Raw genomic sequence first — 26,324 nt, forward strand, 5'->3', positions numbered from 1 at the left:
TTCTTAGTCAGAAAATAACCGTTAAAAGTCCTTTTTCTGACTTGTGTTTAAAATCAATCCATTACTAGCAGTCTAGCCTATTTTTTGGTATAATAAATCTTATGGAAATTGAAAAAACCAATCGAATGAATGCTCTGTTTGAATTTTATGCAGCCCTTTTGACTGATAAGCAGATGAACTATATCGAGCTCTACTATGCAGACGACTATAGTTTGGCTGAAATCGCTGAAGAGTTCGGCGTTAGTCGCCAGGCTGTGTATGACAATATCAAACGTACAGAAAAGATACTGGAAGATTATGAAATGAAGCTTCACATGTATTCTGACTACATTGTTCGCAGTCAGATTTTTGATCAGATTTTAGAGCGTTATCCAGAAGATGCTTTTCTACAAGAGCAAGTTGAGATTTTAACAAGTATTGATAATCGGGAATAATCATGGGCAGTCTAGTTATTTATCAAGGGATACCTTGCGAACTATTAGCCGCAGAGGAACCATTCCCTACTCGACTACAGATTATCTCGCCCAATGATATCTCCAAAGCTATGGAAATAGGTTTTAGCTGTTGGGGATATCCAAATGAAATCATGAAAGAAGTCACACCCGAAGAACTAGAGTGTTTGCAACATTTCGGACGATTTCCACTGAATTGAATAAATAGGAGAAAAATATGGCATTTGAAAATTTAACAGAACGTTTGCAGAACGTCTTTAAAAATCTACGTAAAAAAGGAAAAATCACAGAGAGTGATATCCAAGAAGCAACCAAGGAAATTCGTCTGGCTCTTTTAGAAGCCGACGTTGCTTTACCAGTGGTTAAGGATTTTATCAAGAAGGTTCGTGAACGTGCGATTGGGCACGAAGTCATTGATACCCTCAATCCAGCTCAACAAATCATCAAGATTGTCAATGAAGAATTGACATCAGTTCTTGGTTCAGACACAGCTGAGATTATCAAGTCTCCCAAAATCCCAACCATTATCATGATGGTCGGTTTGCAAGGTGCTGGTAAAACAACTTTCGCAGGAAAGCTCGCTAACAAACTCAAAAAAGAAGAGGATGCTCGTCCTTTAATGATCGCGGCCGACATCTATCGTCCTGCTGCTATTGACCAGCTTAAAACACTAGGACAACAAATTGATGTTCCTGTCTTTGCTCTTGGAACTGAAGTTCCTGCAGTGGAGATTGTCCGCCAAGGTTTGGAGCAAGCTAAAGCCAACCATAACGACTATGTCTTGATTGATACAGCCGGTCGTTTACAAATCGACGAACTTCTCATGAACGAGCTCCGTGATGTTAAAGCTCTTGCTCAACCAAATGAAATCCTTCTCGTCATCGATGCCATGATTGGTCAAGAAGCTGCTAACGTTGCGAGAGAATTTAACGCTCAATTAGAAGTTACCGGTGTCATCCTTACCAAGATTGACGGGGATACTCGTGGTGGTGCGGCCCTTTCTGTTCGTCATATCACAGGAAAACCAATCAAGTTTACCGGTACTGGTGAAAAGATTACCGACATTGAAACCTTCCACCCTGACCGTATGGCCAGCCGTATTCTCGGTATGGGAGATATGCTGACTCTGATTGAGAAAGCTTCCCAAGAATACGATGAGCAAAAAGCCCTTGAAATGGCTGAAAAGATGCGGGAAAACACCTTTGATTTCAACGATTTCATCGATCAGTTGGATCAGGTACAAAATATGGGGCCAATGGAAGATTTGCTCAAGATGATTCCTGGTATGGCTAACAATCCTGCCCTTCAAAATATGAAGGTAGATGAAAAACAAATCGCTCGCAAACGTGCCATCGTCTCATCTATGACTCCTGAAGAACGTGAAAATCCAGATTTGTTGACTCCAAGCCGTCGTCGTCGTATCGCAGCTGGTTCTGGTAATACCTTTATCGATGTCAACAAGTTCATCAAAGACTTTAACCAAGCCAAACAACTCATGCAAGGTGTCATGTCTGGTGACATGAACAAGATGATGAAGCAAATGGGCATCAACCCTAACAACCTTCCTAAAAACATGCCTGGTGGCATGGATATGTCAGCCCTTGAAGGTATGATGGGACAAGGTGGTATGCCGGATATGTCTGCTCTTGGAGGAGCCGGAATGCCTGATATGAGCCAGATGCTCGGTGGAGGTCTCAAAGGTAAAATCGGTGAATTTGCTATGAAGCAATCCATGAAACGCATGGCTAACAAAATGAAAAAAGCTAAGAAAAAACGCAAATAAAAAGGACTCAATTGTGTCCTTTTTTATTGTTCATTTCTTAGTTTCTCCAAGGTTTGCTTGAATATTTCTGGAATATCAGCAGTAAATTCCAGCGTTTCACCCGTTCTTGGATGGGTAAATCCAAGAGTCTTGGCATGGAGAAATTGTCCATGTCCCTTTAGGGTTTTACGAGGTCCATAAACCTCATCACCAGCTACAGGATGACCGATATAAGCCATGTGTACACGGATTTGATGGGTCCGTCCTGTTTCCAGTTGCAACTCTAATAAAGAATAGTCACCAAAGCGTTCTAAGACTTGGAAACGTGTCACTGCTGGTTTTCCTTTAGCAGTGACAGCTTGTTTCTTACGGTCTTTTTCACTTCGACCAATCGGTGCCTCAATAACGCCTCGGGAATTTGGAAGATTACCATGAACAATAGCCCAATATTTTCGAAGAGATTTCTTGTCTTTCAATTCTTGAGCAAGTGCTAAATGCGCTTCATCATTTTTAGCAACCATGAGAAGCCCAGATGTGTCCTTATCGATACGATGGACAATCCCTGGGCGCAGCACACCATTAATTCCTGATAAGTCCTTAATATGATACATAAGGGCATTCACCAAGGTACCACTGGTATGACCAGCACTTGGATGAACAACCATGCCTTGAGGTTTATTGACTACTGCTACATCCTCATCTTGATAAATAATTTCTAAAGGAATATCCTCTGCTACATACTCCAAAACCTCTGGTTCGGGAATTTGATAAGTGATCATATCTCCTTCTTGGACTGTATATTTGGCTTTCTTGACCTGGCCGTTGACCAAGACTTGACCAGACTTGATTTGTTCATTGGCGAGACTACGAGACAATTCTGTCAAATCTGACAAAGCCTTATCTAGGCGTATCCCGCCTCTTTCAATTTTAATTTCCATTCATTTCCTCTTTTAGCATTGCAAGCAATAACACAACGACCCCTACTGTCAGATAACTATCAGCCACATTGAATATGGCAAAATTGACAAAGTCTAAGTGAAACATATCCACGACAAATCCTTGGCTAATGCGATCAATGAAGTTTCCCAGACCACCTGCAATAATCAGAATCAATCCAAAGACTGTCCAGACGGAATCTTCTATATGCTTGTGCAAATACAAGATAGCCCCTGCCATAACTACTAGAGTAATCACCGCAAAAAACCACTGTTGATCTTGAAGCATAGAAAAGGCTGCCCCCCTATTTTGCAGATAGGTTAAACTAACTAGATTTGGGATCCATGATTTAACTTCACCTAGAGCAATATTCTGAACGACATAAGCTTTTACCAATTGATCTAACACGATTAAGGCTGCTATAATTCCTGCTACTATTCCTCTTTTTTTCATGCCTTCCTCTTCTGACTAAAATACTCTTGCATGACCTCTACAAATAAAGTTCCTGCTTGGCTCAATTCTACTTCTTCACGTTTGACATAAACCATACGATTATTGAGATTATCATTTAATGGAATAACGGTGATCCCGTTAACGCTATCGCTATCTAAGAATCCCGAACCAGTCGCATAAGCATTTGTTCTTTCAAGAATTCCATTTAAAGTAGCACGGTCAGTTACATTAAACATTTGAGAGCTAGCACTTGTATCCACAAAGTTTTCTGAGTAATAGAGATATTCATCCTTCTCTTGTGTGAAACGAACTGTTGGCAAATCAACTAAATCCTCCATAACCAACTCTTTTTTCTTGGCTAAAGGATGTCCTTCACGCAGATAGATATGCGTCTGGAAAGGAATCAACTCAATCACTTCAAGGCCTAACTTTTCAACCCGTTGCATGATACCCTTTTGGTTTTGATTGTTGAGGTAAATAATCCCAATCTCACTATGACCTTGGGCTACTTCATCCAAAATCTGAACAGTTGTAGATTCAAAAATACGGAAATTTTTATAGTCTGGGTACCGTTGAGAAAAAGTTGTGATAGTCGGTGGCAAGAAATCATAGTGCTGGCTGGCTATTGAAAACTCATCCTTTTCCTCTTCAGGATTGGCATACTGGTTCTGGAAAATATCAAATCCTTTGACCAACTCTTGGGCCTTTTCATAAAATTCCATTCCACGGCGAGTAAGAAAGGTACCCGAACTAGTTCTGCGGAAAATCTTGAATCCTAGCTCTTTCTCAAGATCTCTTACAGAAATAGATAGACTGGGTTGGCTAACGTACATTTTCTCAGCAGCTTCACGAAAAGTACCACTATTTGCAATAGCAACAACGTAGCGTAATTGTTGAATATTCATGATTTCTCCTTCATTTTCTATCTTATCATTATACCATAAATAAAGCCTATCCAACAAAGGAAAATCATGAGACAGTTACTTCTAAAAAGGAAACAAAAAAACACCTTTAAAGCTAGACCCAAAATCCAACTAAAAAGGGGTGTTATCAAATGCGATTATTTAGCTGCTGCGTAAAGCTCGTCTACTTTGTTCCAGTTGATCACTGAGAAGAAAGCTTTGATGTAGTTAGGACGAACGTTGCGATATTTCACGTAGTAGGCATGTTCCCAAACGTCCAAACCTAAGATTGGTTTTTTACCTTCTGAGATTGGTGTATCTTGGTTTGCTGTTGAAGTCACTTCAAGTTTACCTTCTTTGTTAACAACCAACCATGCCCATCCAGAACCGAAACGAGTAGTTGCTGCTGCAGTAAATGCTGCTTGGAATTCTTCGAATGAACCAAATGTTGCATCAATTGCTGCTGCAAGTTCTGCTGAAGGAGCTGTTTTTTCAGGAGTCATCAATTCCCAGAAAAGAGCATGGTTCAAGTGGCCACCACCATTATTGATAAGAGCTTGACGAATATCTGCAGGGATAGATTCAACATCTGCAAGCAAAGCTTCAAGGTCTTCACCGATTTCAGGGTGTTTTTCAAGAGCTGCGTTTGCGTTGTTGACATATGTTTGGTGATGTTTGTCATGGTGCAAGTGCATAGTTTCAGCATCGATGTATGGTTCCAATGCATCGTAAGCGTATGGAAGATCTGGTAAGATAATAGCCATCTGTAATACCTCTTTTTCTTTTTATATAAAAATGATAACGCAAACAACCTTTTTTTTCAAGTTATTTGCTCAGTTTGACTGGCTCGCAATCTGCAATAAAGCCTTCTCAAATAGGTAGCCTTTTTCGTAAACACCAGTCTTAATTTGATAATCAGCCTGGATGAGATGTCGAATAGAATCCTGTAAGAAATTCAAGGACAAAGCTCGTGCGTCACGAAGGGCAAATTTGATTTGGTAAGGATTAGGATTGCGACCAAGATAGTGACCTAAACTGCTGACCATCTGAGCCTCTGTCTGACCAGACTCTTGCAAAATTTTAACCTGTGTGTAGAGTCTGAACTGCCCAAGCATTATGGCAATCAGTTTAATCTCATCTTCACCCTGTAAGGTCAAATCTTTAACTAAATCTCGTGCCTGATCAATTTTCTTAGTTAATATTAATTGGGTCAAATCAAAAATATTATCCTGCAAAGTCTTTGGAATGGCTTCAACAATATCTTCTTCTGTTATCAGACCACTATCCTTATAAGACTGTAAGAAGAGCAAGTTTTTCTGAATTTCACTGAATTGAAAACTAGATTTGATAAGCAACTGTTCAAAGGAATTTCCATCAAAAGTAAGTCCCTGTTCCTGAGCCCACTTTTGAAAATAGGCTCGCAACTCTTGCTCTTTAGGTTCAAGAGCCTCAAATACTGTCGCATCACGCTTAAGTAATTTGACCAAACGTCTCTTGCTATCTAACTTGCCTTCAGCAAAGATTACTAATTTACTTGAGGGTACTGGATTTTCCAGATAGTCTTCAAAGGCCTTTAGCTCATCATCAGTTAGATAGCGTTTTTTAGCAGTTGTAATATCGAGAAAATGATCTAAAATAACAATTTTTTCATCCGCAAAGAAAGGAAGACTGACCAACTCTAGCTCCAAGCTTTTGTAGTCTACTTCTTTCATGTCAAAATAAGCAAAATTCAAATCTGCAGGATCATATCCGATTTGCTTTAGAACTTGTGCTTTCATGACGTCATACTGTCCTTGATCAGCCCCTGTAAACAGGGTCAAACTAGGAAGGTTCGCTAAGGATAGCTTTCGACTTTCTTCTATGGCTAGCATTTATTCTCCTTTCTTTTTAATTTAGCTTCCGTTTAATCCATATAATTCAATTTTCCACGGAAATCCTCTAGGCTTTGGTATCCTTTTTCCGACATAATTTCTTTGAGTTCCTTTGTAATACGCTCAAAAGCACCCACACCTTCTTTATGAAGAGTAGTTCCTACCTGCACCATGCTAGCACCACATAGGATATGTTCAAAAGCATCACGCCCTGTTAATACTCCACCAGTTCCAATGATTTGAATTTCTGGATTTAAGCGTTGATAAAAAGCATGGACATTGGCGAGGGCAGTTGGTTTAATGTATTCACCACCAATTCCACCAAAGCCATTCTTAGGACGAATCACGACAGACTCATCTTCTATATAAAGTCCATTTCCAATAGAGTTGACACAGTTGACGAATTTGAGTGGGTATTTGTTAAAAATAGCTGCCGCTTGATCAAAATGTACAATATCAAAATAAGGTGGAAGCTTAATTCCAAGAGGTTTTGTAAAGTAGGCAAAGACTTCTGACAAGATACGGTCTGTTGTTTCAAAATCATAGGCAATCTGAGGCTTACCTGGAACATTTGGGCATGAGAGATTGAGTTCAGTTAAACCACGGAAATCACTTTCTTGCACCTTTTTTAAGATGGTATGAGTTTCCTCTGGAGACATTCCAACTAAAGAGAGAAAGAAGGTACGATTTGGTTCCTTTTCTTGCAATTCCAAAAGGTAGTTCAAGTAATAGTCTAAACCATTATTTGGCAGCCCCATAGAGTTAATAGAACCAAGTGGAACATCTTGATAGCGTGGTTCAGGATTTCCCTGACGAAATTCCAAGGTTGCAGTCTTAGTGACAAAGGCTCCTGCTGCTGAATTTTTGACACCTTCCAACTCCTCAATTGTCATACAAGCAACACCTGCTGCATTCATCAAGCAATTATCAAACTCAAAACCAGCAATCTGCGTTTTAGTTGATACCATGATTCTATTCCTCCAGATTCCTTTATATCTCTATTATTATACCATACTTTGGCAGGAGCCTTTTAATAAAACTAACCCTATAAAAAGGTTTCTAACTCAACTAATAAAACTAGCTTATTCAAATTGAAAGAATTTTTAGAAAATTTATGTTTTTTTCTTTACACTGAAAATTTTTTCTGCTATAATGTCTCATGTAATAAAATATGACAACAAAAAAAGGAGAACGATATGACATCTGCTAAAGAATATATCCAAAGCGTGTTTGAAACTGTAAAAGCTCGTAACGGGCATGAGGCTGAATTTCTCCAGGCGGTTGAAGAATTCTTCAGTACTTTGGAACCTGTCTTTGAAAAACACCCTGAGTATATTGAAGAAAACATCTTGGCACGTATCACTGAACCTGAGCGCGTAATTTCTTTCCGTGTTCCTTGGGTTGACCGTGATGGAAAAGTTCAAGTTAACCGTGGTTACCGTGTTCAATTTAACTCTGCTGTTGGACCATATAAAGGCGGACTTCGTTTCCACCCAACTGTAAATCAAGGAATCTTGAAATTCCTCGGTTTCGAACAAATCTTTAAAAACGTTTTGACTGGACTTCCAATCGGTGGAGGTAAAGGTGGATCCGACTTCGATCCTAAAGGCAAAACTGATGCTGAAGTGATGCGCTTCTGCCAAAGCTTCATGACTGAATTGCAAAAATACATCGGACCATCTCTTGACGTACCTGCTGGTGATATCGGTGTCGGTGGACGTGAAATTGGTTACCTTTACGGACAATACAAACGCCTTAACCAATTTGATGCTGGTGTCTTGACTGGTAAACCTCTTGGATTTGGTGGTAGCTTGATTCGTCCAGAAGCGACTGGTTACGGTTTGGTTTACTACACTGAAGAAATGCTTAAAGCTAACGGAAACAGTTTTGCAGGTAAGAAAGTGGTTATTTCTGGTTCTGGTAACGTTGCTCAGTTTGCCCTTCAAAAAGCAACTGAACTTGGTGCTACAGTTATTTCTGTATCTGACTCAAATGGTTATGTCATTGATGAAAATGGTATCGACTTCGACCTTTTGTCAGATGTTAAAAACAACCGTCGTGCTCGTTTAACTGAGTACGCTGCAGAAAAACCTACTGCTACTTATTATGAAGGTTCTGTATGGACTTACACTGGTAACTACGATATTGCTCTTCCATGTGCGACTCAAAACGAGATCAATGGTGAAGCTGCGAAACGCTTAGTTGCTCAAGGTGTTATCTGTGTGTCTGAAGGTGCTAACATGCCTAGCGACCTTGAAGCTATCAAAGTCTACAAAGAAAATGGAATCCTTTACGGACCTGCTAAAGCTGCTAATGCTGGTGGTGTAGCTGTATCAGCGCTTGAAATGAGCCAAAACAGCCTTCGCCTTTCATGGACACGTGAAGAAGTTGACGGTCGCTTGAAAGACATCATGACAAACATCTTCAACACTGCAAAAACAACTGCAGAAACATACGGTCTTGGTACTGACTACCTTGCAGGTGCAAATATTGCAGCCTTTGAAAACGTAGCAAATGCTATGATTGCCCAAGGGATCGTTTAAAATGAATAACTAAAAACCCCAATCACTCCGACTGGGGTTTTTAGTTACGCATTTAAGAGCTTTACATAATAAAAATAAGAGGCCCTATGGACCTCTTATTCTTTTGGATTCTTAAACAAGATTTTATTGAAGCTTACTCTTAATCTTTCTTCTTTTTAAGCAGATAAGCTGCAAGGCTAACTCCAGCAAGAGCTAAGATTAGGCTAAGAATAGATTCAGTCGAACCAGTATTTGGCAACTCAACTTTCTTTTTCGGTTCTTCAGTTGTTGTAGTTGGAGGAATACTTGGTTCATGTTTATTTGTAAGAACAACATTACCTTGACCGTCATCGGTTTTCGTCACTTGGTAACCTGTTGGAACATCTACTTCTTCCACCGTGTAGGTGATAGCTTTGCCCTTGACATTTTTGTCCAAATACGCAAAGGTATGAGTCCACTTGTTCTCAGCTGACAACTCAATGACTTCACCAGATTTCTTACCATCCGCATAAAGTTGCACTTTCACACTCTTCGGACGAAGGCCATCTTTGTCCTCTTGGTCATCCCACTGTTTGGTTACAGAGAGGGTGGTCTTACCTGGAGTGTGCGTATTGGTAATAGTATAGTTTTCTTGGTCAATGCTTGGTGAATAATTTTCAACCTTTTCTTCTTGAAGGGTGTAGACGATTTCCTTGCCATCCTTAAACTTAGGAAGGCCAGTAAAGGTTTCTTTCCAATCGGTCTCGCTTGTAATATCTTTGCGAGCCACTTCTCCACCATTGGCCAGAAGCTTCACAGTGATTTTAGCCGGACGAAGACCATCTTGGTTGTCATTGTCCACCCAGATCTTAGTGACTGGGATATCCACCGTACTTGGAGTGTGCGTGTTGGTCAAGACGACATCACCCTTCTCCTTACTCTCTTCTGTTACGGTGTAACCTTCCGGAACGTCCACTTCTTTCACAGAATAGTGAATATCTTGTCCGTTTGCTTTTTCAGCAAGTTTCTCAAAGGTATGAGTCCATTTATTGTCTGCAGACAAGACAACTTCCTTGCCTAGCTTTTGATCACCCGCATACAATTGGACGCGAATTTCTTTTGGACGTAGGCCATCTTGGTTATTAGCGTCATCCCATTTCTTTGTGACCTTAACCTGAGTGACAGTTGGTTCATGCTTATTGGTTAAGACAGGATGAGCTGGATCCTTGTCATCAATCGAAAGAGTATAGCCTTCTGGGACATTCTCTTCTTTTACAGTGTAGTTAAGGGCCTTACCAGCTGCATTTACATCAAGGTTTTCAAAGGTTCCATGCCATTGATTAGCTTCTGACAATTCAAGAGTCTGGTCTGTAGGTGCACCATCCTTATAGAGTCTAACCGTAATTAATGCTGGACGAAGTCCATCTTGGTTGTTGGCATCATCCCATTTCTTGGTTACTTGAACTCTAGTCTTAGAAGGAGTGCGGCTATTCGTAATCACTACCTGACCTGGATTGGTTGCTTCAACCGTTTGAGTATAACCTTCTGGCACTTCTGTTTCTTTCACTGTATATTGAACAGCTTTGCCATCTTTTTTCTCATCCAATTCAGAGAAGGTGTAAGTCCATTTGTTATCTTCAGAGAGCTCTACTACTTTACCTAATTCTTGACCATCAGCATAGAGTTGAACCTTGATAGTCTTTGGACGAAGGCCGTCTTGGTTTTCTGCATCAGCCCATTTCTTAGTCACTGTTAAACTAGTTTTACCTGGTTTGTAAGTGTTTGTAATAGTTGTACCGTCGATAGCTGTTGAGTAGTTCGCTACGGTGTCTTCTGTCACAGTGTAGATGATTTTCTGACCGTTTTTATAGACTGGTAGGTTTGTGAAGGTATGACTCCATGTTTCTCCCTCACCAGAAACTGTTGAGGTTTGGACTTTCTCACCATTAGCCAAGAGATGAACCGTAATAGTTGTTGGGCGGAGACCGTCTTGGTTTTTAGCATCATCCCAAACTTTTTTCACAGTTACTTCTGTTGTTTCAGGAGTACGCTTATTGGTAATTGTTGCTTTCCCATCTACAAACTGAGCTTCTTCTTTATCAACTGTGTAATAAGTTGGTACTTTAACTTCTTTTACTGTATAGCTGATAAGGTTACCATTGCTATCTTTATCTGGAAGATTGCTAAAGCTTACTTTCCAGTCACTTCCTGCTGAAAGTGCTACTGGATTGCCTTCTGCTGTTCCATTTTTGTACAATTGGAACTCGATGGATTCAGGACGAAGACCTTCTATGTTGTCTTGGTCATCCCAAACTTTAGTCGCTTCTAGATTGAGATATTTTATATCATTCTCATTTGTGATTAGTTTTGGTGAAGCTTTTGAACCAATAGCTTCTCCGTCAATTGTGACATGATAGATTTGTTGATCTGCATCGTAGGTCACCACGACTGCATGTTCAGTCTCATCCAACTTATAATTAGTTGGTGCTTTAGTTTCTTTAAGAGTATAAGTTCCTTCTGTTAAGGTTGTAAAAGCAACATTTCCATCCTTATCAGAAACTTGAGTCGCAAGGACTGCACCACTAGCATCCAATAAATTGAACTCAGCACCAGCTAATCCTTTGCTAGTATCGTCTTTATCAACCTTCTTCACATGGAAGCTAGCGCCAAAAATTTGAGAAGTTACTGTATTAGACTCACGGTTTCCTTCATGGCCTTTAGCCTTGTAACCAAATTGGTTATGAGCTTGTACGACACCTGAACGACCACCATTATCCTTGTTATCTTCTGTACGGTCTAGCATCAATTGCTTAACTTGGTCTGTCAATTCACTTGGATTGACAACAGGTACAGCAATATCTACTTGACTACGAGCACCAATAGTGGTTCCTTCGTTAGCAACAATCTTAATTCCTGTCACTTTACTAAAGTCTGTGATATCTGTTGTCCAAATATCTTTATCTGCAGCTTGTGCCATGGTACTAGATGTAACTGTGGTATCTGTTGTGTAGTATGCTGTCCATCCTTCTGGCGCAGTGATAGGACCGCGAAGACTTACAGTGTATTCTGTCTTACGGGCTGAAGCATCAAGTGTATTGACATCACCTACTTTTGGAAGGGCATCAAAAATAACAGTATTTTCAACAGGAGTATCTGTATTATTTTTGATTGTTAATTTATAATTAAAGGTTTCCCCTGGTTTAAAGGTACGAGTCACTGTTGATGCATCAGATAAGTCGTCATTCTTGGCAATAAACTTACGAGAATATACACCTTCAGCTGCTACAATGGTATAGTTTGATTCTGCATGAGAGATTTTATCCGTTGTAGAACCATTATTATTTAAATCATAGCTATCTACTGCAACCTTATTAGGGTTAGCAGTTTCTAAATCCCAAAGTCCTTCTCCCACCATATAGATATGGTTGGTAAAGGTTCCGCCATCTGCCTTCCCTTTTAGTTTGGTATAGATAAATGGTAAACGAACTTGACCACCAGTCTCTAGAGAGCGTTTGATAAATTCCTTCTGATCCAAGTGGAAAATCAAGGCAGAACGTCCAGAGTTGTGGTAGTTTTCGATGACCTCATAGGATTTATACCAAGGGCTATAATAGCGACCGTTCTTATCAAAATATTGATCTAAGTTATTGAAGTCGATATCCAGCGTATTTGGATCAAAGAGGTCAATGACTCGCAAGTCTTTGTAGTCCTTACCTGGATCCAAACGCACATTCTCCGCAGATAGAGCAAAACGAATAGTTTTCCCATCTGTGAACTGGACATTGTTATAATCAGTATTTTTAGTTAGTTCAACATTTTCTGTCAATGGAAGAAGCTTAAATTTCCATTTAGCAGATTGATCTCTATCTGCGCCTGATTGAGTTTTATAAGTAATGCGACCAGTATTTTCATAGACATTCTTGGTCTCATCATTCTCGTCGTATTGAGTTTTTTCTGGATCTTTGAAGGCTGTGTAGGTAGTAATAAAAATCCCTTGACCTGATGGAAGCTCAAAATCATCTTTCATCTCCAGCTTCCAGCCAACGACCGTTCCATATTTGGTCAAATCAGTACTTCCAAATCCATCCTTGTCTGCCTCTGGTTGGATTTCTTTGGTCGAACCATCTTCCATTGTAAGGATGATGCGTTTTACATATTGATTGATCAAAGGTCCATTTCCATAGTTCCCAATCATCATGCGAGTATATTCTATCTTAGTGAACTTCAAACGAGAGTCTACTTGCTCGTCATAAAAGACAAGGTTTTTCTGAGCAAATGGTGTGATGTTATTGTATTTCAAGAGCCATTTGTAGTTGGCTGCCTTGTAGTCGGTCGAGTCGTAAACATTTCCTTCTGCTTGTTTCGCAAAAGATCCTTTTCCTTCCAAGTCACGAGAGGTTAATCGGAAGATGAGAGAGTCTTCAGCCGTTACATCAGGTTCTCCCTCCCCACGTTCCGCAGGAACCCCCACGACAGTTGCAGTATTAGTCAAGTCTTTCACTAAGACATCCTCTAGGGTTTGGTCTTTCTCCATGACCAAATCAGGGAACTTCAAGTACAAGAAACTCTTGTCTTGAATCTTTTGCATCAAATCTCCGTGGTAACTTTGAACATTTTTATTTTCATCAGCCACAAAAGTTTTTGAAACTGTGCCATCCCCATTGTCGACCCAGCCTTCTGATTTTTCTATATCTAGAACCGCTGTACGAGTTTTTCCATCTTTGTCCGTATAGGTTGGCAGCTTATCTGTGATCGTTGCAGATTCCAACTGACGATAGCTACCATTGTACTGTCCACGCATTCCATCTAACAAGAAGGCAAACGGAACTGAGGTAGTTTTTTCAATGTACTTTTTGCCATCTGCTCCAGTTACAATCCCTGGAGATGCTTCCGCATAGTCTCTAGACATCGTCGCATTATAGTTCTGATTGACAAACTTGGTCAAGGTATAATCCTTGTATTGAGGCTTCCAAGTGATACTATTTAAAGCAGTCTCAGCACCATTGATATTGAGCGTCCCTGTAATATCCATCAAGTAGTTGGTAGGAGGGAATCCTAACTTAAACTTGGCGATGAATGGCAGGGTCAAGACTTCAGATTTTTGGTAGTTCGTAAAATGTAGAGTTACATGGTAGTCATCTCCTACCTTGGTCACAGCTGGTGCATCATGTTGCGAACTACTATTGAAATCGGGAATATTAACCTCATCCAGGTATTTCCCTGGTAACACTAGATTCACAGCAACATCATCAAGGTCTGTTGTCAGGTTTTTTGGTGTAATCTGGATGTACCCAGACATAGTGTCACCTGTACTATAGGCCATCCCACCAGGATGGTCTTGTTTATCGCCATACAATAGACTAACATCTAAGGCACCATTATCTCCGACCGCTAGTTCTTTAGCCAGAACTGATACAGTTCCTTGGCTCATTTGTCCTAGCATCATCAATATGGTGAATAGGGCAAAACCTTTCCTCAAAAAGGTTTTCCATAAGGACTTTCTCCTTTTCATTTTTCTTCTCCTTTATATTAATTGAAACACAATGGCTCAAATTAATTTTATCACAACTTATAAAAATTATCTACAAAATTATACATTTTTTCTCCCTATGTACATTTTTTTTATATTTCTGTGTTTTGAAATCATCATATTTTTAGTAATTGTTTCACCATAGGATAGATTGGATTCGTCTACTACTAAAGAAATGACCGTCATTTTCTAAATAGTTATGAAGAGAATGTTTCTAATAACCTCTAATAAATAAAAGAATCTACCAAAATTGGTAGATTCTTTATATTACAATTTACCTGCTACTGCATCCAATAATTCTTGGATCTTAGATTGGTTGCTTCCTCCTGCCATGGCCATGTCTGGTTTACCACCACCACGTCCATCAACGATTGGAGCTAATTCTTTAACCAAGTTACCTGCGTGGATGTCTTTTGTCTTGCTAGCTACAAGAAGGTTGACCTTGTCACCGATGGCTGCGACAAGAACAAGGACGTCTGAGTAGTCTTTTTGCTTCCAGTTATCTGCAAAGGTACGAAGAGCACCTGCATCTGAAACAGAAACTTGACTCGCAATGTAACGGTGGCCGTTTGCTTCTTGAACATTCTTGAAGACATCACCTGCCGCTGCTGCTGCAGCTTTTTCCTTCAATTCTGCATTTTCTTTTTGCAATTGACGGAGTTGTTCTTGAAGTCCTTCAACCTTGTGAGGTACTTCTTTGAGTTGAGGAGCTTTCAAGGTTGCTGCGACGGCTTTCAGTGCATCTTCTTGATCACGATAAGCTTCAAAGGCTTCCTTACCAGTCACTGCCAAGATACGACGAGTCCCTGATCCGATCCCTTCTTCCTTGACAATCTTGAAGAGACCGATTTCAGAAGTGTTACCTACGTGAGTACCACCACAAAGTTCAACTGAGTAGTCACCAATCGTTACAACACGGACTTCCTTACCGTATTTCTCACCAAAGAGGGCCATAGCTCCCATTTCTTTGGCTGTGTCGATGTCTGTCTCAACAGTCTTGACTGCGATGGCTTCCCAGATTTTCTCATTGACTTGTTGCTCAATAACACGCAATTCTTCTGGAGTCACAGCTTGGAAATGGGTGAAGTCAAAGCGGAGGAATTCTACTTCATTAAGTGAACCTGCTTGAGTTGCATGGTGGCCAAGGATATTGTGAAGGGCCGCATGGAGCAAGTGAGTTGCTGTGTGGTTCTTCATGACACGGTGACGACGATTGCTATCGATGGCCAAAGTGTATTCTTGGTTCAAAGCAAGCGGTGCAAGGACTTCAACAGTATGAAGAGCCTGTCCATTTGGTGCTTTTTGAACATCCGTTACAGTCGCTACAAGGTTTCCTGCAGCATCCAAGATTTGACCGTGGTCAGCTACCTGTCCACCCATTTCAGCGTAGAATGGAGTTTCAGCAAAGATAAGAGATGCAGTTCCTTCAGATACAGCTTCTACTTCTGCATTATCCGCTACGATAGCCACCAATTTAGAAGACAATTGGCTAGCATTGTAGTTGAAGACGCTCTCTACAGTAATGTTTTGAAGGGTTTCATTTTGCATCCCCATAGATCCGCCTTTGACAGCAGATGCACGCGCACGTTCTTGCTGTTCCTTCATGGCTGCTTCGAAGCCTTCACGGTCTACAGTCATACCAGCTTCTTCAGCGATTTCTTCTGTCAACTCCACTGGGAATCCGTAAGTATCGTAGAGTTTGAAGACATCTTGACCAGCGATGACAGATTGTCCTTTTTCTTTCAAGTCTGTTACGATGCCTTGGGCAAAGTGTTGACCTGAGTGAAGAGTACGAGCAAATGACTCTTCTTCGCTCTTAACGATTTTCTCAATAAAGTCACGTTTTTCAAGCACTTCTGGGTAGTAGCTTTCCATGATTTTTCCTACAGTTGGAACGAGTTTGTAAAGGAAAGGCTCATTGATACCCAATTTTTGACCATGCATAGAGGCACGACGGAGGAGACGACGAAGGACATAACCACGACCTTCATTTCCAGGGAGAGCACCATCACCGATAGCAAATGAAAGAGAACGGATGTGGTCAGCGATGACCTTGAAGCTCATGTTGTCGCCATCTTGGTCATAAACCTTACCAGATAACTTCTCAACTTCGCGAATGATAGGCATAAATAGGTCTGTTTCAAAGTTTGTCTTTGCCCCTTGTATAACGGCTACCAAACGCTCCAAACCAGCGCCCGTATCAATGTTCTTGTGTGGCAATTCCTTGTATTCGCTACGAGGGACTGCTGGGTCCGCATTGAACTGTGACAAGACGATGTTCCAGATTTCGATGTAACGGTCGTTTTCAATATCTTCTGCAAGCAAGCGAATTCCAATATTTTCTGGGTCAAAGGCTTCCCCACGGTCAAAGAAGATTTCTGTATCTGGTCCAGAAGGTCCAGCACCAATTTCCCAGAAGTTGTCTTCGATTGGAATCAAGTGACTTGGATCCACGCCCACTTCAATCCAGCGGTTGTAAGAATCTGTATCAGCTGGGTAGTAGGTCATGTAAAGTTTTTCAGCTGGGAAGTCAAACCATTCAGGACTTGTCAAAAGTTCATAAGCCCAAGTAATGGCTTCGTCACGGAAGTAATCCCCAATTGAGAAGTTTCCCAACATTTCAAACATGGTATGGTGACGCGCCGTCTTCCCTACGTTTTCAATATCGTTGGTACGGATAGCCTTTTGCGCATTGGTAATACGTGGGTTCTCAGGAATAATAGTTCCGTCAAAGTATTTCTTAAGGGTTGCAACCCCTGAGTTGATCCACAAAAGTGTTGGGTCATTTACTGGAACCAAGCTAACTGATGGTTCTACAGAGTGGCCTTTGGTCGCCCAGAAATCAAGCCACATTTGGCGGACTTGTGCACTAGATAATTGTTTCATTTGTATCTCCTTTTTACTAATTTGAGTCTCTTTCTAGCATTTCTACATAGTCGATAGCGACACAGAGGGAAATGACTAGGTCTGCATAAGATTCGTCATAGACGGTTACGGTATAGGTAGAGGTTAAATGGAAGAGTTCCTTGGCGATTTCTGCAATCACTTGATCACGGTCATCCAAAAGTTTAAAGTTTAAATCCCAGATATTTCCCTCAATGCGCAGACCGAGGTTGTCAAATTCATACTTATCTCTAAAGAAAGTCAACTTCTTGCGGATATAAAAGCTATCTCCGTTAGTCAGTTGAATTTCAAAACGAGGCAAGAAGGTCAACATTTCTTTACTAATCTCACTAACCTGTTCACCAGAATTATCAAAAATAGTAAAGGTCTTAGGAATCTTAAAAAATGAACCTTCAACCTGATAGGCGACATTGCCCATTTCATCCTTGATATCAAAGCGTTCACCACCTAGGCGAAATTTTTGTTTGACAAGAAATCTTCTCATAAGCACCTCCAAAAATAAAAGACAAATCCATATCACGAAGGGCGAAAAACCGCGGTACCACCTTCATTCAATGAACTTGTCATTCTTGATTCTTATGCAATTGTTACAATCGAGTAGCATGATTTTCTAGCTTAGATGGCTCGCAGCACCGCCATTTCTCTGAACTAAGATGGGGAGAAAATCAATTCTCAACATTCCTATTATACTGTTTTTTTGAATTTGAGTCAACTGGAAATAATCCCCATTTAAATAACCAAATCCCTATATCTCAGATTACTTTTTCAAGATATATTTTTTCTTACTGCCATTTTTCTTTAACAATTAAAAAGGGTGGCCAGTAACTTTTTTTGAAAAAAGTAGATATTTTCATCTTTGTTACCGCCTTCTATTATGATAAGATTAGTATACTACTAGGAAATAAAATAAGCAAATAGGATAGTAAAAATAAACAGTTATACAAATTACGATCTATTCAAAAAACGAACCAGATTTACTGATTCGTTTTTATTTTATATACTTCTACTTCCGATACATCTTAAACTGTAGGAAGAGGTCACTGTAGATTCCTGTCCATTTATGGTCAAATTTTTCATAAACTTCTAGGTGTTTCATTGTATCTGCATCGGGATAGAAGGACTTGTCCTCTTTTGTCTCCTCTGGGAGCATTTCCTTAGCAGCATTGTTTGGTGTTGAGTAGCCAACATACTCAGCATTTTTTAGAGCATTTTTAGGCTTCAACATGAAGTTGATGAAGGCATAGGCTGCATCTTGGTTCTTGACAGTTTTAGGAATAACCATGTTGTCAAACCAGAGGTTACTTGCTTCTGTCGGCACAACATATTTGAGGTTAGGATTCTTTTCCAACATCTGGCTAGCTTCCCCTGAGAAGGTCACACCGATAGCAGCATTGTTCTGAATCATGTAACCCTTCATCTCATCGGCTACAATTGCCTTGATATTAGGAGTTAGCTCATACAGTTTATCAACCGTTTGTGATAGTTGTTCTGGATCTTTTGAGTTGAGGCTATAACCTAGTGAGTTAAGACCTAAACCAAGTACTTCACGCGCCCCATCAAAGAGCATGATCGAATCCTTGTATTCTGGTTTCCAGAGGTCGTCCCAATGTTCAGGCGCTTCTTCCACCATGGTTTCATTATAGACAATTCCCAAAGTTCCCCAGAAGTATGGGATAGAGTACTGGTTATTTGGATCGAAAGACTGGTTGAGAAATTCTGGACCGATATTCTCAATTCCCTCAATTTTACTATAATCCAGTGGAACTAAGAGGTCTTCATCCTTCATTTTGTTAATCATGTACTCACTTGGGATAGCAATATCATAGGTTGTCCCACCCTGCTTGATTTTCGTGTACATGGCTTCGTTAGAGTCAAAGGTTTCGTACTGGACTTGGATTCCTGTTTCTTCTGTAAATTTCTCCAAAAGTTCAGGATCGATATAATCTCCCCAGTTGTAGATAACTAGTTTTTGGCTATCTCGACTATTGATTTTACTATCAAGATGATAGGAAATTCCCCATAAGACAAGGATAATGGCTAAAATTCCTGCTAAAAATGAATAGAGTCGTTTCATGCTTTCTCCTCCTTCTCGCGTGAAATGAAGTAATACCCTACAACCAGGATAATACTAAAGAGAAAGACCAAGGCTGAAAGAGCATTGATTTCCAGCGAAATTCCCTTACGAGCCCGAGAGTAGATCTCGACTGACAAGGTTGAAAATCCATTCCCTGTTACAAAGAAGGTCACGGCAAAGTCATCTAGCGAATAGGTGAAAGCCATAAAGTAGCCTGCGATGATAGACGGCGTTAAGTAAGGAAGCATAATTTCCTTAAACATCTGGAACTGGCTAGCTCCAAGGTCATAGGCCGCATGGATCATATCCCCATTCATCTCTTTCAATCGAGGCAAGACCATAAGTACTACGATTGGAATCGAGAAGGCCACGTGACTAGACAACACTGTCAAAAAACCAAGAGAGAACCTGAGTTGGGTAAAGAGAATCAAGAAACTGGCACCAATCATAACATCGGGTGCAACCATCAAAATGTTATTAAGTGATAGAAAGGCTTCTTGGTATTTTTTACGTGATTGATAAATGTAAATGGCACCGAAAGTCCCAATAATAGTCGCAATCAAGGCTGATAGAAAGGCAAGTAAAAAGGTTTGAACCAAGATGAGCATGAGTCTTCCATCTCCAAACATGGTTTCAAAGTGAGACAAACTAAAGCCTGTAAAGCTATTCATATCATCCCCAGCATTGAAGGCATATCCGATCAGGTAAAAGATTGGCAAATAAAGGACGATAAAGACAAAGGCTAGGTAAAGATTTGATAATTTTTTCATCGTTCTCTCCTTTCCTTAGTCACCCACATAGTGATAAACATAGTCAGGATAAGAACAACACCGATAGTTGAGCCCATACCATAGTTGTCATTGGTCAAGAAGTTTTGCTCAATAGCAGTCCCCAAAGTAATCACTCGGTTCCCCCCAATCAAACGGGTCAACATGAAGAGACTCAAACTTGGGATAAAGACAGATTGAACTCCGCTTCTCACCCCGTTCATAGACAGAGGGAAGATGACATGACGGAAGGTTTCCCACTTGGTTGCACCGAGGTCGTAGCTGGCATTGATGAGATTATTATCCATATCATCCAAGACATTGAAGATGGGCAAAATCATAAATGGAAGCTCGATGTAGCTTGCAACAAAGATAAAGGAGAAATCTGTAAATAGCAACTGCTGAGAACCAATTCCGATAAATTCTAGGAATTGGTTAATAGAGCCATTTTGACCAAAAATCCCGATAAAGGCATAAGCCTTAAGCAGTAGGTTGATCCAGGTTGGTAAAATGATTAGCATGAGCCAGAGTTGACGGTGTTTGAGACGAGTCAAAAAGAGGGCTGTTGGATAGCTAATCAAGAGCGTCACTAGAGTCACAATCCCTGCATAGAGAACAGAGTTGAAGCTCATTTTGAGATAGGTTAAGTTTTGCGACGCAAAATAGGATTTATAGTTTTCTAAACTGAACTGACCTTCGATGTTGAAAAATGATTGTCCAAAAATCAAGACCAAGGGTGCCAATACAAAGAGTGCAATCCAAAGCATGTAGGGCACTACAAAGAGTTTAGAGGTTGTTTTCTTCATCTCTTTCCTCCTCAATAGCGTTAATCAAACCTGCTTCATGCTCTTCGATTTCTACGTACTCTTCGATACGAGCATCGAACTCTTCTTCTGTTTCATTGAGACGCATGATGTGGATGTCTTCTGGTTCAAAGTCCAGCCCGATTTCTTCACCAACGATGGCCTTACGAGTTGAGTGGATCATCCATTCATTACCAAGTTCGTCATAGGCGATAATCTCATAGTGAACCCCACGGAAGAGCTGCGTATCGACTTTAACTTGAAGTTTTCCTTCTTCTGGCAGAGTAATGCGCAAGTCCTCTGGACGAATAACGACTTCGACCGGTTCATTTGGCTTCATCCCACCGTCGACCGCTTCAAATCGTTTGCCATTGAACTCAACCAAGTAGTCCTCGATCATGGTTCCTGGCAAGATATTTGATTCACCAATAAAGGTGGCTACAAAGTGGTTAATGGGCTCATCATAGATATCCACTGGTGTACCTGACTGAACAATCTCACCGTCATTCATGACAAAAATCCAGTCACTCATGGCCAAGGCTTCTTCCTGATCGTGAGTAACAAAGACAAAGGTGATGCCCAAGCGTTGTTGCAGTTCACGTAGTTCGTACTGCATGTCTGTCCGCAACTTCAAGTCAAGGGCTGACAAGGGCTCATCCAAGAGTACCACACGAGGCTGGTTGATAATGGCACGCGCAATAGCTACACGCTGACGTTGTCCTCCAGAAAGCTTACGAATAGAACGTTTTTCAAAACCTTCCAACTGTACCATCTTGAGAACTTCTAGCACACGTCGTTCGATTTCTTTCTTATCGACCTTACGCAATCGCAATGGAAAGGCAACATTTTCAAAGACATTCATATGTGGGAACAAGGCGTAAGATTGGAAAACCGTGTGAACATCGCGTTTATTGGTCGGGATGTCATTGATACGCACGCCGTCTAGCAAAATGTCTCCCGTCGTTGCATCCAGCAAACCTGCAATGATATTTAGGATGGTTGATTTTCCTGAACCAGAAGCTCCTAGCAGTGTATAAAATTTTCCTTCTTCCAACTCAAAGTTAATATCCTTGAGAACCATAGTGTCACTGTCTTCAAAAACTTTAGAAACGTTTCTGAATTCGATAATTGGTTTTTTCAATTCCTCTAAATTCCTTTTTCTTCGTAAATTAACAGATTGGGACCTTGTTAAATGCTAGACACAAGCGTAGGAAATAAAATGACCTAAACCTCACTTAGCAATAAAATCCCAATCTTTGAATACTATGTAAAAATAATGTTATTCGTGTTCACCCAAGATACGTACTTCTCGCTCGAGGGTAACACCTGAATGTTCTTTAACTTTTTCAATGACAGACTCAATTAAGTCTTCATAATCTCTAGCAGTTCCATCAGCTACATTTATCATAAAGCCTGCATGTTTTTCTGAGACTTCGACACCACCGATACGGTAGCCCTTCAAACCAGCTTCTGAAATCAATTGCCCTGCAAAATGCCCAACCGGACGTTTAAAGACAGAACCACAAGATGGATACTCCAACGGTTGTTTGAGTTCTCGAAGGTGAGTCAAACGTTCCATTTCTTGATTAATAGTCTCGTAATTCCCTGGAGATAGTGCGAATTTAGCCGATAAGACTACTGAACCAGAATCTTGAATGGCTGAATGACGATAACCAAAGGCTAAGTCTTTGGCAGATAAAGTCTCGATTTCACCTTCTTTGGTTAAAACCTGACACGATTGCAAGATATGAGCAATCTCACCACCATAAGCACCAGCATTCATAAAGACAGCACCACCGATGCTTCCGGGAATGCCACAGGCAAACTCAAAACCAGTCAAGCTATGACGAAGAGCTATACGAGTGGTCTCAATCAGGTTAGCTCCAGCCTCTGCTTCAATGGTATAACCATCTACAGAAACACAGTTGAGTTTGTCACACATAATGACAAAGCCACGAATTCCGCCTTCTCGGACAATAATATTACTGGCATTTCCAAGAACCATCCATGGGATATTTTCTTGATTAGCGAACTTAACCACACGGGCCATCTCATAATGATTACGAGGAAAAGCTAAGTAATCTGCCTTCCCTCCGACTTTGGTATAGGTATAAGTTTTCAATGGCTCATCGAATCGAATATCAATTCCTTCTAAGGTTTCTTTTAATTTATCTAATACAGTCATCTTTCTTATCCTTTTAATAAAATTCATTCCATTATACCATTTTTAGCGATTTTTTTCGACGATTTGAAAAGCTTTTTTATTCACACAAGTAAAAAAGAGGTCAGACCTCTTTTGCATGATTATTTTTTATACAAGATAGTTTTTGTAAAGTATACAAATAGAACAACTTCCACTGCTAACAATCCTTCGACAAGAAGCGGATTTGAAATCCAACCAACCTGTGAAAGACTAGGAGCTAGATCGAATAAGGCGTGCAAACCATAAGCAGCTACTAGGTAAATCCAAGTTTTTTGACGGACTGCTTGATAAACCCAGAAAGAGAGACCAATTTGCATCACCAGAGCAAGCACACGCTCAACACCGAGTAAATAAACCTGCCATCCAGATAGAGATTGGACTGTTTCGAGTGTAGTTTTAGGAAGGAGATTTGCTACATCGGGATTTGGAGACTCTAATAATGAAAGGAGGATCAAAAGACTAATCAAACTTCCCATTCCTAGGTAGAGCAACTCCAAACCTCCATGCCCCAACCCATAAGCTAAGGCATCTGAATCTTCTAAGTTTCTCTTCTTCTCTAACCATTTAAAGAAGACAAGGCGAGCCGTTTCTTCAAAGATAGCTGCCATAGCAATTCCATAAAGGACATATAAAAAAGGGTGCTCCTGCATGAGCGAAATAGTTCCGTCTTTTTGTGGATGAAGAACTAGGAGATGAACGATTTTCTCCAAGACTTGAGAAGAAACAAAGAATGCCACTGCCCCAAGACCTAGTACCGAAAGGTTAATCTTGTATTTCTTTTTTGCATACCAAATGGCTGCTATAAGAAATACAACTAAAGCTATCATAGTAATTATTACATGAATTTTCATACTTTTCTCCTTTTATTCAGCCTGATCGATATCTTTTTTCATCTCATCAACATTGAACTCAGCAAAGAGGTACTGACGATCTTGGACAGGGAAACGTTGATCCAACTGATCGACAGCTCCAACCTCTACGATTCCCTCCTTGATGATAAAGTCCATAACGTGACCACCAAAGGTTAGATCATCTGAAATAAAGTGCAAATGATAGCCTGCGACACTGACACCATGGAAAATTTCAGGTGTCCAGAATCCAACGATAGTCCCAGAAACATTTTCGCAACTATATTCAGGCTGATGAGTCGCAACCTCAGCAAACTTCGTTTCGCTTGTCGATTTTGGAATCATGCGAACATGCATGTGTTTAAAATCACCATGAATCTTAATCGAACGGAAAAGATTTTCTCCATCATAGTAGGACTCAATACGTTTTTCTAGTTCCTTATCAGTCATTTCAAAACGTTGGCGGAAAATAACTTCTGCCTGGTGGGGTACAACTGCCGCATAAGGAATCAGTGCATCTGGTGAAACTTCCACGATTTCAGGTTTGTCACCTGACCCTTTAGCCTGATAAGCTTTTCCATCTAAGACAATTAACTCCCCATCGATAGAATCTAGGGTTCCTAGCCCTAAATCTCCATGTTCAAGCAATTCACCAACGGTCATAGTTCCACCGTAAAGTCCTGCCATCAATGCTCCCAAAGTATTATATTGGAATAATTTAACTGGTTCTTGCACCTTTATCATCTCACTATTCTTTGAAAATTTTACTTACTAAGTATATCACATTTCTGATTAGAATTGAATGCTAGACTGCCTTTTAATACTTAATGAAAATTAAAGAGCAAACTAGGAAACTAGCCGCAGCCTTTACTTGAGTATGGCAAGGTGACGTTGACGCGGTTTGAAGAGATTTTCGAAGAGTATAACATTGCCAAACTTCTAAAAAAAAGGTACAATGTAACAAAATCAAGAGAGGTCTGGAATGAAGCAAGAAAGTAAGTACGAACAAGTTGTTCACTATCTAAAAAATGAGATAGAATCAGGTAGATTTGCAACAGGAAGTCGCCTGCCATCTATTCGAAGACTCAGTCAAGATTTCCACTGCAGTAAGGACACTGTTCAGCGTGCACTCATGGAACTTCGATACGAGAAATACATTTACTCCAAACCTCAAAGTGGTTATTATGTATTGGAACAACAAACCAGTCACGAAGACCTAATTATCTCAGTTAACGATGAACATGTGGCTGCCTATGATGATTTTCGGCTTTGCGTCAATGAAAGCTTGATTGGACGAGAAAATTATCTCTACAACTACTATGAAAACCAAGAGGGCTTAGAAGAATTACGAAAATCTGTTCAGACATTACTTTTTGATCAAGCGATTTATAGTAAGGCAGACCAGTTAGTCATGACGTCTGGAACCCAGCAAGCACTGTTTATTCTTTCTCAGATTGATTTTCCAGGTCAAGCTCAGGAAATACTGGTTGAACAACCGACCTATCATCGGATGAATCAACTACTACTAGCTCAAAACATTCCCTATCAAACCATTGAACGTCGGGTGGACGGTATTGACCTAAACGAACTTGAGAAACAGTTTAAGAGTGGAAAGATTAAGTTTTTCTATACCATTCCTCGTTTTCATTATCCTCTGGGGCATTCCTATTCTGAGGAGGAAAAACTTGCTATCCTTGACTTAGCTGCAAAATATCAAATCTATATAGTTGAAGATGACTATCTAGGTGACCTGGATCCTAAAATGGGACAAACCTTTCATTATTTGGACCAAAAAGATTTGGTCATCTACATCAAGTCTTTTTCAACAAGTATTTTCCCCGCACTTCGAATCACTGCTCTCATACTTCCAAATCCTATTAAAAGTCTTTTTGTGGCCTACAAAAACATTCTGGACTATGATAACAACCTCATTATGCAAAAGGCTTTATCACTCTACATCGATAGTCAGCTTTTTGAAAAAAATAGATTAGCAAGATTGGCACTGCAAGAGAAAAGTCAAGACTTCATTCATAGGCTATTAAAATCTTATCCCCTTTCCCTACCAAACTATCCTCTCCATGATGGACTTTTGCTTGATCTCAGGAACTATCCTAAGATTGCAAGGCTCAAACATAGCTCTTTAAATCTAGACTTTTTCGAATCGTCCTACATTGAGACTTGCCCTTATCAATTTGCTAAGGTTCCTTTAGAAAGTCTTGAAACAACATTAAATTACTTAAAAACAGAGAGTGGGACAGAAATCGGTAATTCGTTAGAATTCGATTTCGTCGTCCCACCTCCGCACAGTTGAGTAAGGC

General features: G+C 40.3%; 21 protein-coding genes. 5 read left to right on the forward strand and 16 right to left on the reverse strand.

The features are described 5' to 3' along the window. Positions 1-101 precede the first annotated feature (101 nt). The 3 genes from ACWPUA_RS06190 to ffh are packed head-to-tail and all read left to right on the forward strand — an operon-like array spanning position 102 to position 2,235. Positions 102-434, forward strand: coding sequence for a putative DNA-binding protein (locus ACWPUA_RS06190; RefSeq protein ID WP_125374075.1), 333 nt, complete (start codon positions 102-104; stop codon positions 432-434). A gap of 2 nt (positions 435-436) precedes the next feature. Next, positions 437-652 (forward strand): 2-oxoglutarate:acceptor oxidoreductase, encoded by a 216-nt coding sequence (locus ACWPUA_RS06195; RefSeq protein ID WP_320693550.1) that lies wholly within the window; start codon positions 437-439, stop codon positions 650-652. A gap of 17 nt (positions 653-669) precedes the next feature. Next, positions 670-2,235 (forward strand): signal recognition particle protein, encoded by a 1,566-nt coding sequence (gene ffh / locus ACWPUA_RS06200; RefSeq protein ID WP_454379846.1) that lies wholly within the window; start codon positions 670-672, stop codon positions 2,233-2,235. Between the two features lie 23 nt (positions 2,236-2,258). Here ffh and ACWPUA_RS06205 read toward each other — a convergent pair whose 3' ends face one another. The 6 genes from ACWPUA_RS06205 to ACWPUA_RS06230 all read right to left on the reverse strand — a co-directional run bounded on the left by ACWPUA_RS06205 (position 2,259) and on the right by ACWPUA_RS06230 (position 7,344). Beyond that, positions 2,259-3,152: an RluA family pseudouridine synthase gene (locus ACWPUA_RS06205; RefSeq protein WP_454379848.1), complete on the reverse strand. Its 894-nt coding sequence runs from the start codon at positions 3,150-3,152 to the stop codon at positions 2,259-2,261. Further along, positions 3,142-3,603, reverse strand: coding sequence for a signal peptidase II (lspA, locus tag ACWPUA_RS06210; RefSeq protein WP_036754618.1), 462 nt, complete (start codon positions 3,601-3,603; stop codon positions 3,142-3,144). Before lspA ends, ACWPUA_RS06205 begins: the two co-directional genes overlap by 11 nt. Beyond that, positions 3,600-4,508: a LysR family transcriptional regulator gene (locus ACWPUA_RS06215; RefSeq protein ID WP_036754615.1), complete on the reverse strand. Its 909-nt coding sequence runs from the start codon at positions 4,506-4,508 to the stop codon at positions 3,600-3,602. The genes lspA and ACWPUA_RS06215 overlap by 4 nt, the downstream gene beginning before the upstream one ends. A 155-nt stretch (positions 4,509-4,663) precedes the next feature. Then, positions 4,664-5,269 (reverse strand): superoxide dismutase SodA, encoded by a 606-nt coding sequence (gene sodA, locus ACWPUA_RS06220; protein ID WP_454379852.1) that lies wholly within the window; start codon positions 5,267-5,269, stop codon positions 4,664-4,666. 69 nt (positions 5,270-5,338) lie between these two features. Then, positions 5,339-6,376, reverse strand: a complete 1,038-nt coding sequence (holA, locus tag ACWPUA_RS06225; RefSeq protein WP_454379854.1) for a DNA polymerase III subunit delta — start codon at positions 6,374-6,376, stop codon at positions 5,339-5,341. A 32-nt stretch (positions 6,377-6,408) separates the two neighbouring features. Beyond that, complete coding sequence (locus ACWPUA_RS06230) at positions 6,409-7,344, reverse strand: dihydroorotate oxidase (protein WP_454379856.1); 936 nt, start codon at positions 7,342-7,344, stop codon at positions 6,409-6,411. A 228-nt stretch (positions 7,345-7,572) separates the two neighbouring features. Here ACWPUA_RS06230 and gdhA point away from each other — a divergent pair, with 228 nt between their 5' ends. After that, positions 7,573-8,919 (forward strand): NADP-specific glutamate dehydrogenase, encoded by a 1,347-nt coding sequence (gene gdhA, locus ACWPUA_RS06235; RefSeq protein ID WP_036754601.1) that lies wholly within the window; start codon positions 7,573-7,575, stop codon positions 8,917-8,919. A 139-nt stretch (positions 8,920-9,058) separates the two neighbouring features. Here the strand turns inward: gdhA and ACWPUA_RS06240 are convergent, their stop codons facing one another. The 10 genes from ACWPUA_RS06240 to budA all read right to left on the reverse strand — a co-directional run bounded on the left by ACWPUA_RS06240 (position 9,059) and on the right by budA (position 24,750). Further along, positions 9,059-14,323 carry a Cna B-type domain-containing protein gene (locus tag ACWPUA_RS06240; RefSeq protein ID WP_454379858.1) on the reverse strand — a complete coding sequence of 1,755 codons (5,265 nt, stop codon included), beginning with the start codon at positions 14,321-14,323 and terminating at the stop codon, positions 9,059-9,061. A gap of 351 nt (positions 14,324-14,674) precedes the next feature. Next, entirely contained in the window at positions 14,675-17,293 is a 2,619-nt protein-coding gene (alaS, locus tag ACWPUA_RS06245; RefSeq protein WP_454379860.1) for an alanine--tRNA ligase, read from the reverse strand. A gap of 16 nt (positions 17,294-17,309) precedes the next feature. Further along, a complete protein-coding gene (locus ACWPUA_RS06250; protein WP_454379862.1) occupies positions 17,310-17,795 on the reverse strand; it encodes an LURP-one-related/scramblase family protein in 486 nt (161 codons plus the stop codon). 519 nt (positions 17,796-18,314) lie between these two features. Next, complete coding sequence (locus tag ACWPUA_RS06255; protein WP_454379864.1) at positions 18,315-19,385, reverse strand: ABC transporter substrate-binding protein; 1,071 nt, start codon at positions 19,383-19,385, stop codon at positions 18,315-18,317. After that, positions 19,382-20,155, reverse strand: a complete 774-nt coding sequence (locus tag ACWPUA_RS06260) for an ABC transporter permease (protein ID WP_454379866.1) — start codon at positions 20,153-20,155, stop codon at positions 19,382-19,384. The genes ACWPUA_RS06255 and ACWPUA_RS06260 overlap by 4 nt, the downstream gene beginning before the upstream one ends. After that, positions 20,152-20,958: an ABC transporter permease gene (locus tag ACWPUA_RS06265; RefSeq protein ID WP_000754116.1), complete on the reverse strand. Its 807-nt coding sequence runs from the start codon at positions 20,956-20,958 to the stop codon at positions 20,152-20,154. Before ACWPUA_RS06265 ends, ACWPUA_RS06260 begins: the two co-directional genes overlap by 4 nt. Further along, the gene (locus ACWPUA_RS06270; RefSeq protein WP_454379868.1) at positions 20,939-22,096 is read right to left on the reverse strand and encodes an ABC transporter ATP-binding protein; all 1,158 of its coding nucleotides are present in this window, start codon (positions 22,094-22,096) and stop codon (positions 20,939-20,941) included. Before ACWPUA_RS06270 ends, ACWPUA_RS06265 begins: the two co-directional genes overlap by 20 nt. A 138-nt stretch (positions 22,097-22,234) precedes the next feature. Next, a complete protein-coding gene (gene murB / locus ACWPUA_RS06275; protein ID WP_454379870.1) occupies positions 22,235-23,140 on the reverse strand; it encodes a UDP-N-acetylmuramate dehydrogenase in 906 nt (301 codons plus the stop codon). A 119-nt stretch (positions 23,141-23,259) separates the two neighbouring features. Continuing rightward, positions 23,260-24,009 (reverse strand): YhfC family intramembrane metalloprotease, encoded by a 750-nt coding sequence (locus tag ACWPUA_RS06280; protein WP_454379872.1) that lies wholly within the window; start codon positions 24,007-24,009, stop codon positions 23,260-23,262. Positions 24,010-24,021: 12 nt separating this feature from the next. Continuing rightward, a complete protein-coding gene (budA, locus tag ACWPUA_RS06285; RefSeq protein ID WP_454379874.1) occupies positions 24,022-24,750 on the reverse strand; it encodes an acetolactate decarboxylase in 729 nt (242 codons plus the stop codon). A 238-nt stretch (positions 24,751-24,988) separates the two neighbouring features. Between budA and ACWPUA_RS06290 the strand changes: the two genes are divergently transcribed. Beyond that, positions 24,989-26,317 carry an aminotransferase-like domain-containing protein gene (locus ACWPUA_RS06290; RefSeq protein ID WP_006151631.1) on the forward strand — a complete coding sequence of 443 codons (1,329 nt, stop codon included), beginning with the start codon at positions 24,989-24,991 and terminating at the stop codon, positions 26,315-26,317. The last annotated feature ends 7 nt before the right edge of the window (positions 26,318-26,324 follow it).

The sequence above is a fragment of the Streptococcus sp. Marseille-Q6504 genome (genome assembly GCF_965111625.1).

Bases quoted from the DNA above. Each gene is read 5' to 3' on its own strand.
- ACWPUA_RS06280 (WP_454379872.1), bottom strand. From the start codon at position 24,009: ATGAAAATTCATGTAATAATTACTATGATAGCTTTAGTTGTATTTCTT.
- ffh (WP_454379846.1), top strand. From the start codon at position 670: ATGGCATTTGAAAATTTAACAGAACGTTTGCAGAACGTCTTTAAAAAT.
- ACWPUA_RS06255 (WP_454379864.1), bottom strand. From the start codon at position 19,385: ATGAAACGACTCTATTCATTTTTAGCAGGAATTTTAGCCATTATCCTT.
- ACWPUA_RS06290 (WP_006151631.1), top strand. From the start codon at position 24,989: ATGAAGCAAGAAAGTAAGTACGAACAAGTTGTTCACTATCTAAAAAAT.
- ACWPUA_RS06230 (WP_454379856.1), bottom strand. From the start codon at position 7,344: ATGGTATCAACTAAAACGCAGATTGCTGGTTTTGAGTTTGATAATTGC.
- ACWPUA_RS06215 (WP_036754615.1), bottom strand. From the start codon at position 4,508: ATGAATATTCAACAATTACGCTACGTTGTTGCTATTGCAAATAGTGGT.
- gdhA (WP_036754601.1), top strand. From the start codon at position 7,573: ATGACATCTGCTAAAGAATATATCCAAAGCGTGTTTGAAACTGTAAAA.
- ACWPUA_RS06190 (WP_125374075.1), top strand. From the start codon at position 102: ATGGAAATTGAAAAAACCAATCGAATGAATGCTCTGTTTGAATTTTAT.
- budA (WP_454379874.1), bottom strand. From the start codon at position 24,750: ATGATAAAGGTGCAAGAACCAGTTAAATTATTCCAATATAATACTTTG.
- holA (WP_454379854.1), bottom strand. From the start codon at position 6,376: ATGCTAGCCATAGAAGAAAGTCGAAAGCTATCCTTAGCGAACCTTCCT.
- ACWPUA_RS06195 (WP_320693550.1), top strand. From the start codon at position 437: ATGGGCAGTCTAGTTATTTATCAAGGGATACCTTGCGAACTATTAGCC.
- ACWPUA_RS06205 (WP_454379848.1), bottom strand. From the start codon at position 3,152: ATGGAAATTAAAATTGAAAGAGGCGGGATACGCCTAGATAAGGCTTTG.
- ACWPUA_RS06265 (WP_000754116.1), bottom strand. From the start codon at position 20,958: ATGAAGAAAACAACCTCTAAACTCTTTGTAGTGCCCTACATGCTTTGG.
- alaS (WP_454379860.1), bottom strand. From the start codon at position 17,293: ATGAAACAATTATCTAGTGCACAAGTCCGCCAAATGTGGCTTGATTTC.
- ACWPUA_RS06240 (WP_454379858.1), bottom strand. From the start codon at position 14,323: ATGATGCTAGGACAAATGAGCCAAGGAACTGTATCAGTTCTGGCTAAA.
- lspA (WP_036754618.1), bottom strand. From the start codon at position 3,603: ATGAAAAAAAGAGGAATAGTAGCAGGAATTATAGCAGCCTTAATCGTG.
- ACWPUA_RS06260 (WP_454379866.1), bottom strand. From the start codon at position 20,155: ATGAAAAAATTATCAAATCTTTACCTAGCCTTTGTCTTTATCGTCCTT.
- murB (WP_454379870.1), bottom strand. From the start codon at position 23,140: ATGACTGTATTAGATAAATTAAAAGAAACCTTAGAAGGAATTGATATT.
- sodA (WP_454379852.1), bottom strand. From the start codon at position 5,269: ATGGCTATTATCTTACCAGATCTTCCATACGCTTACGATGCATTGGAA.
- ACWPUA_RS06250 (WP_454379862.1), bottom strand. From the start codon at position 17,795: ATGAGAAGATTTCTTGTCAAACAAAAATTTCGCCTAGGTGGTGAACGC.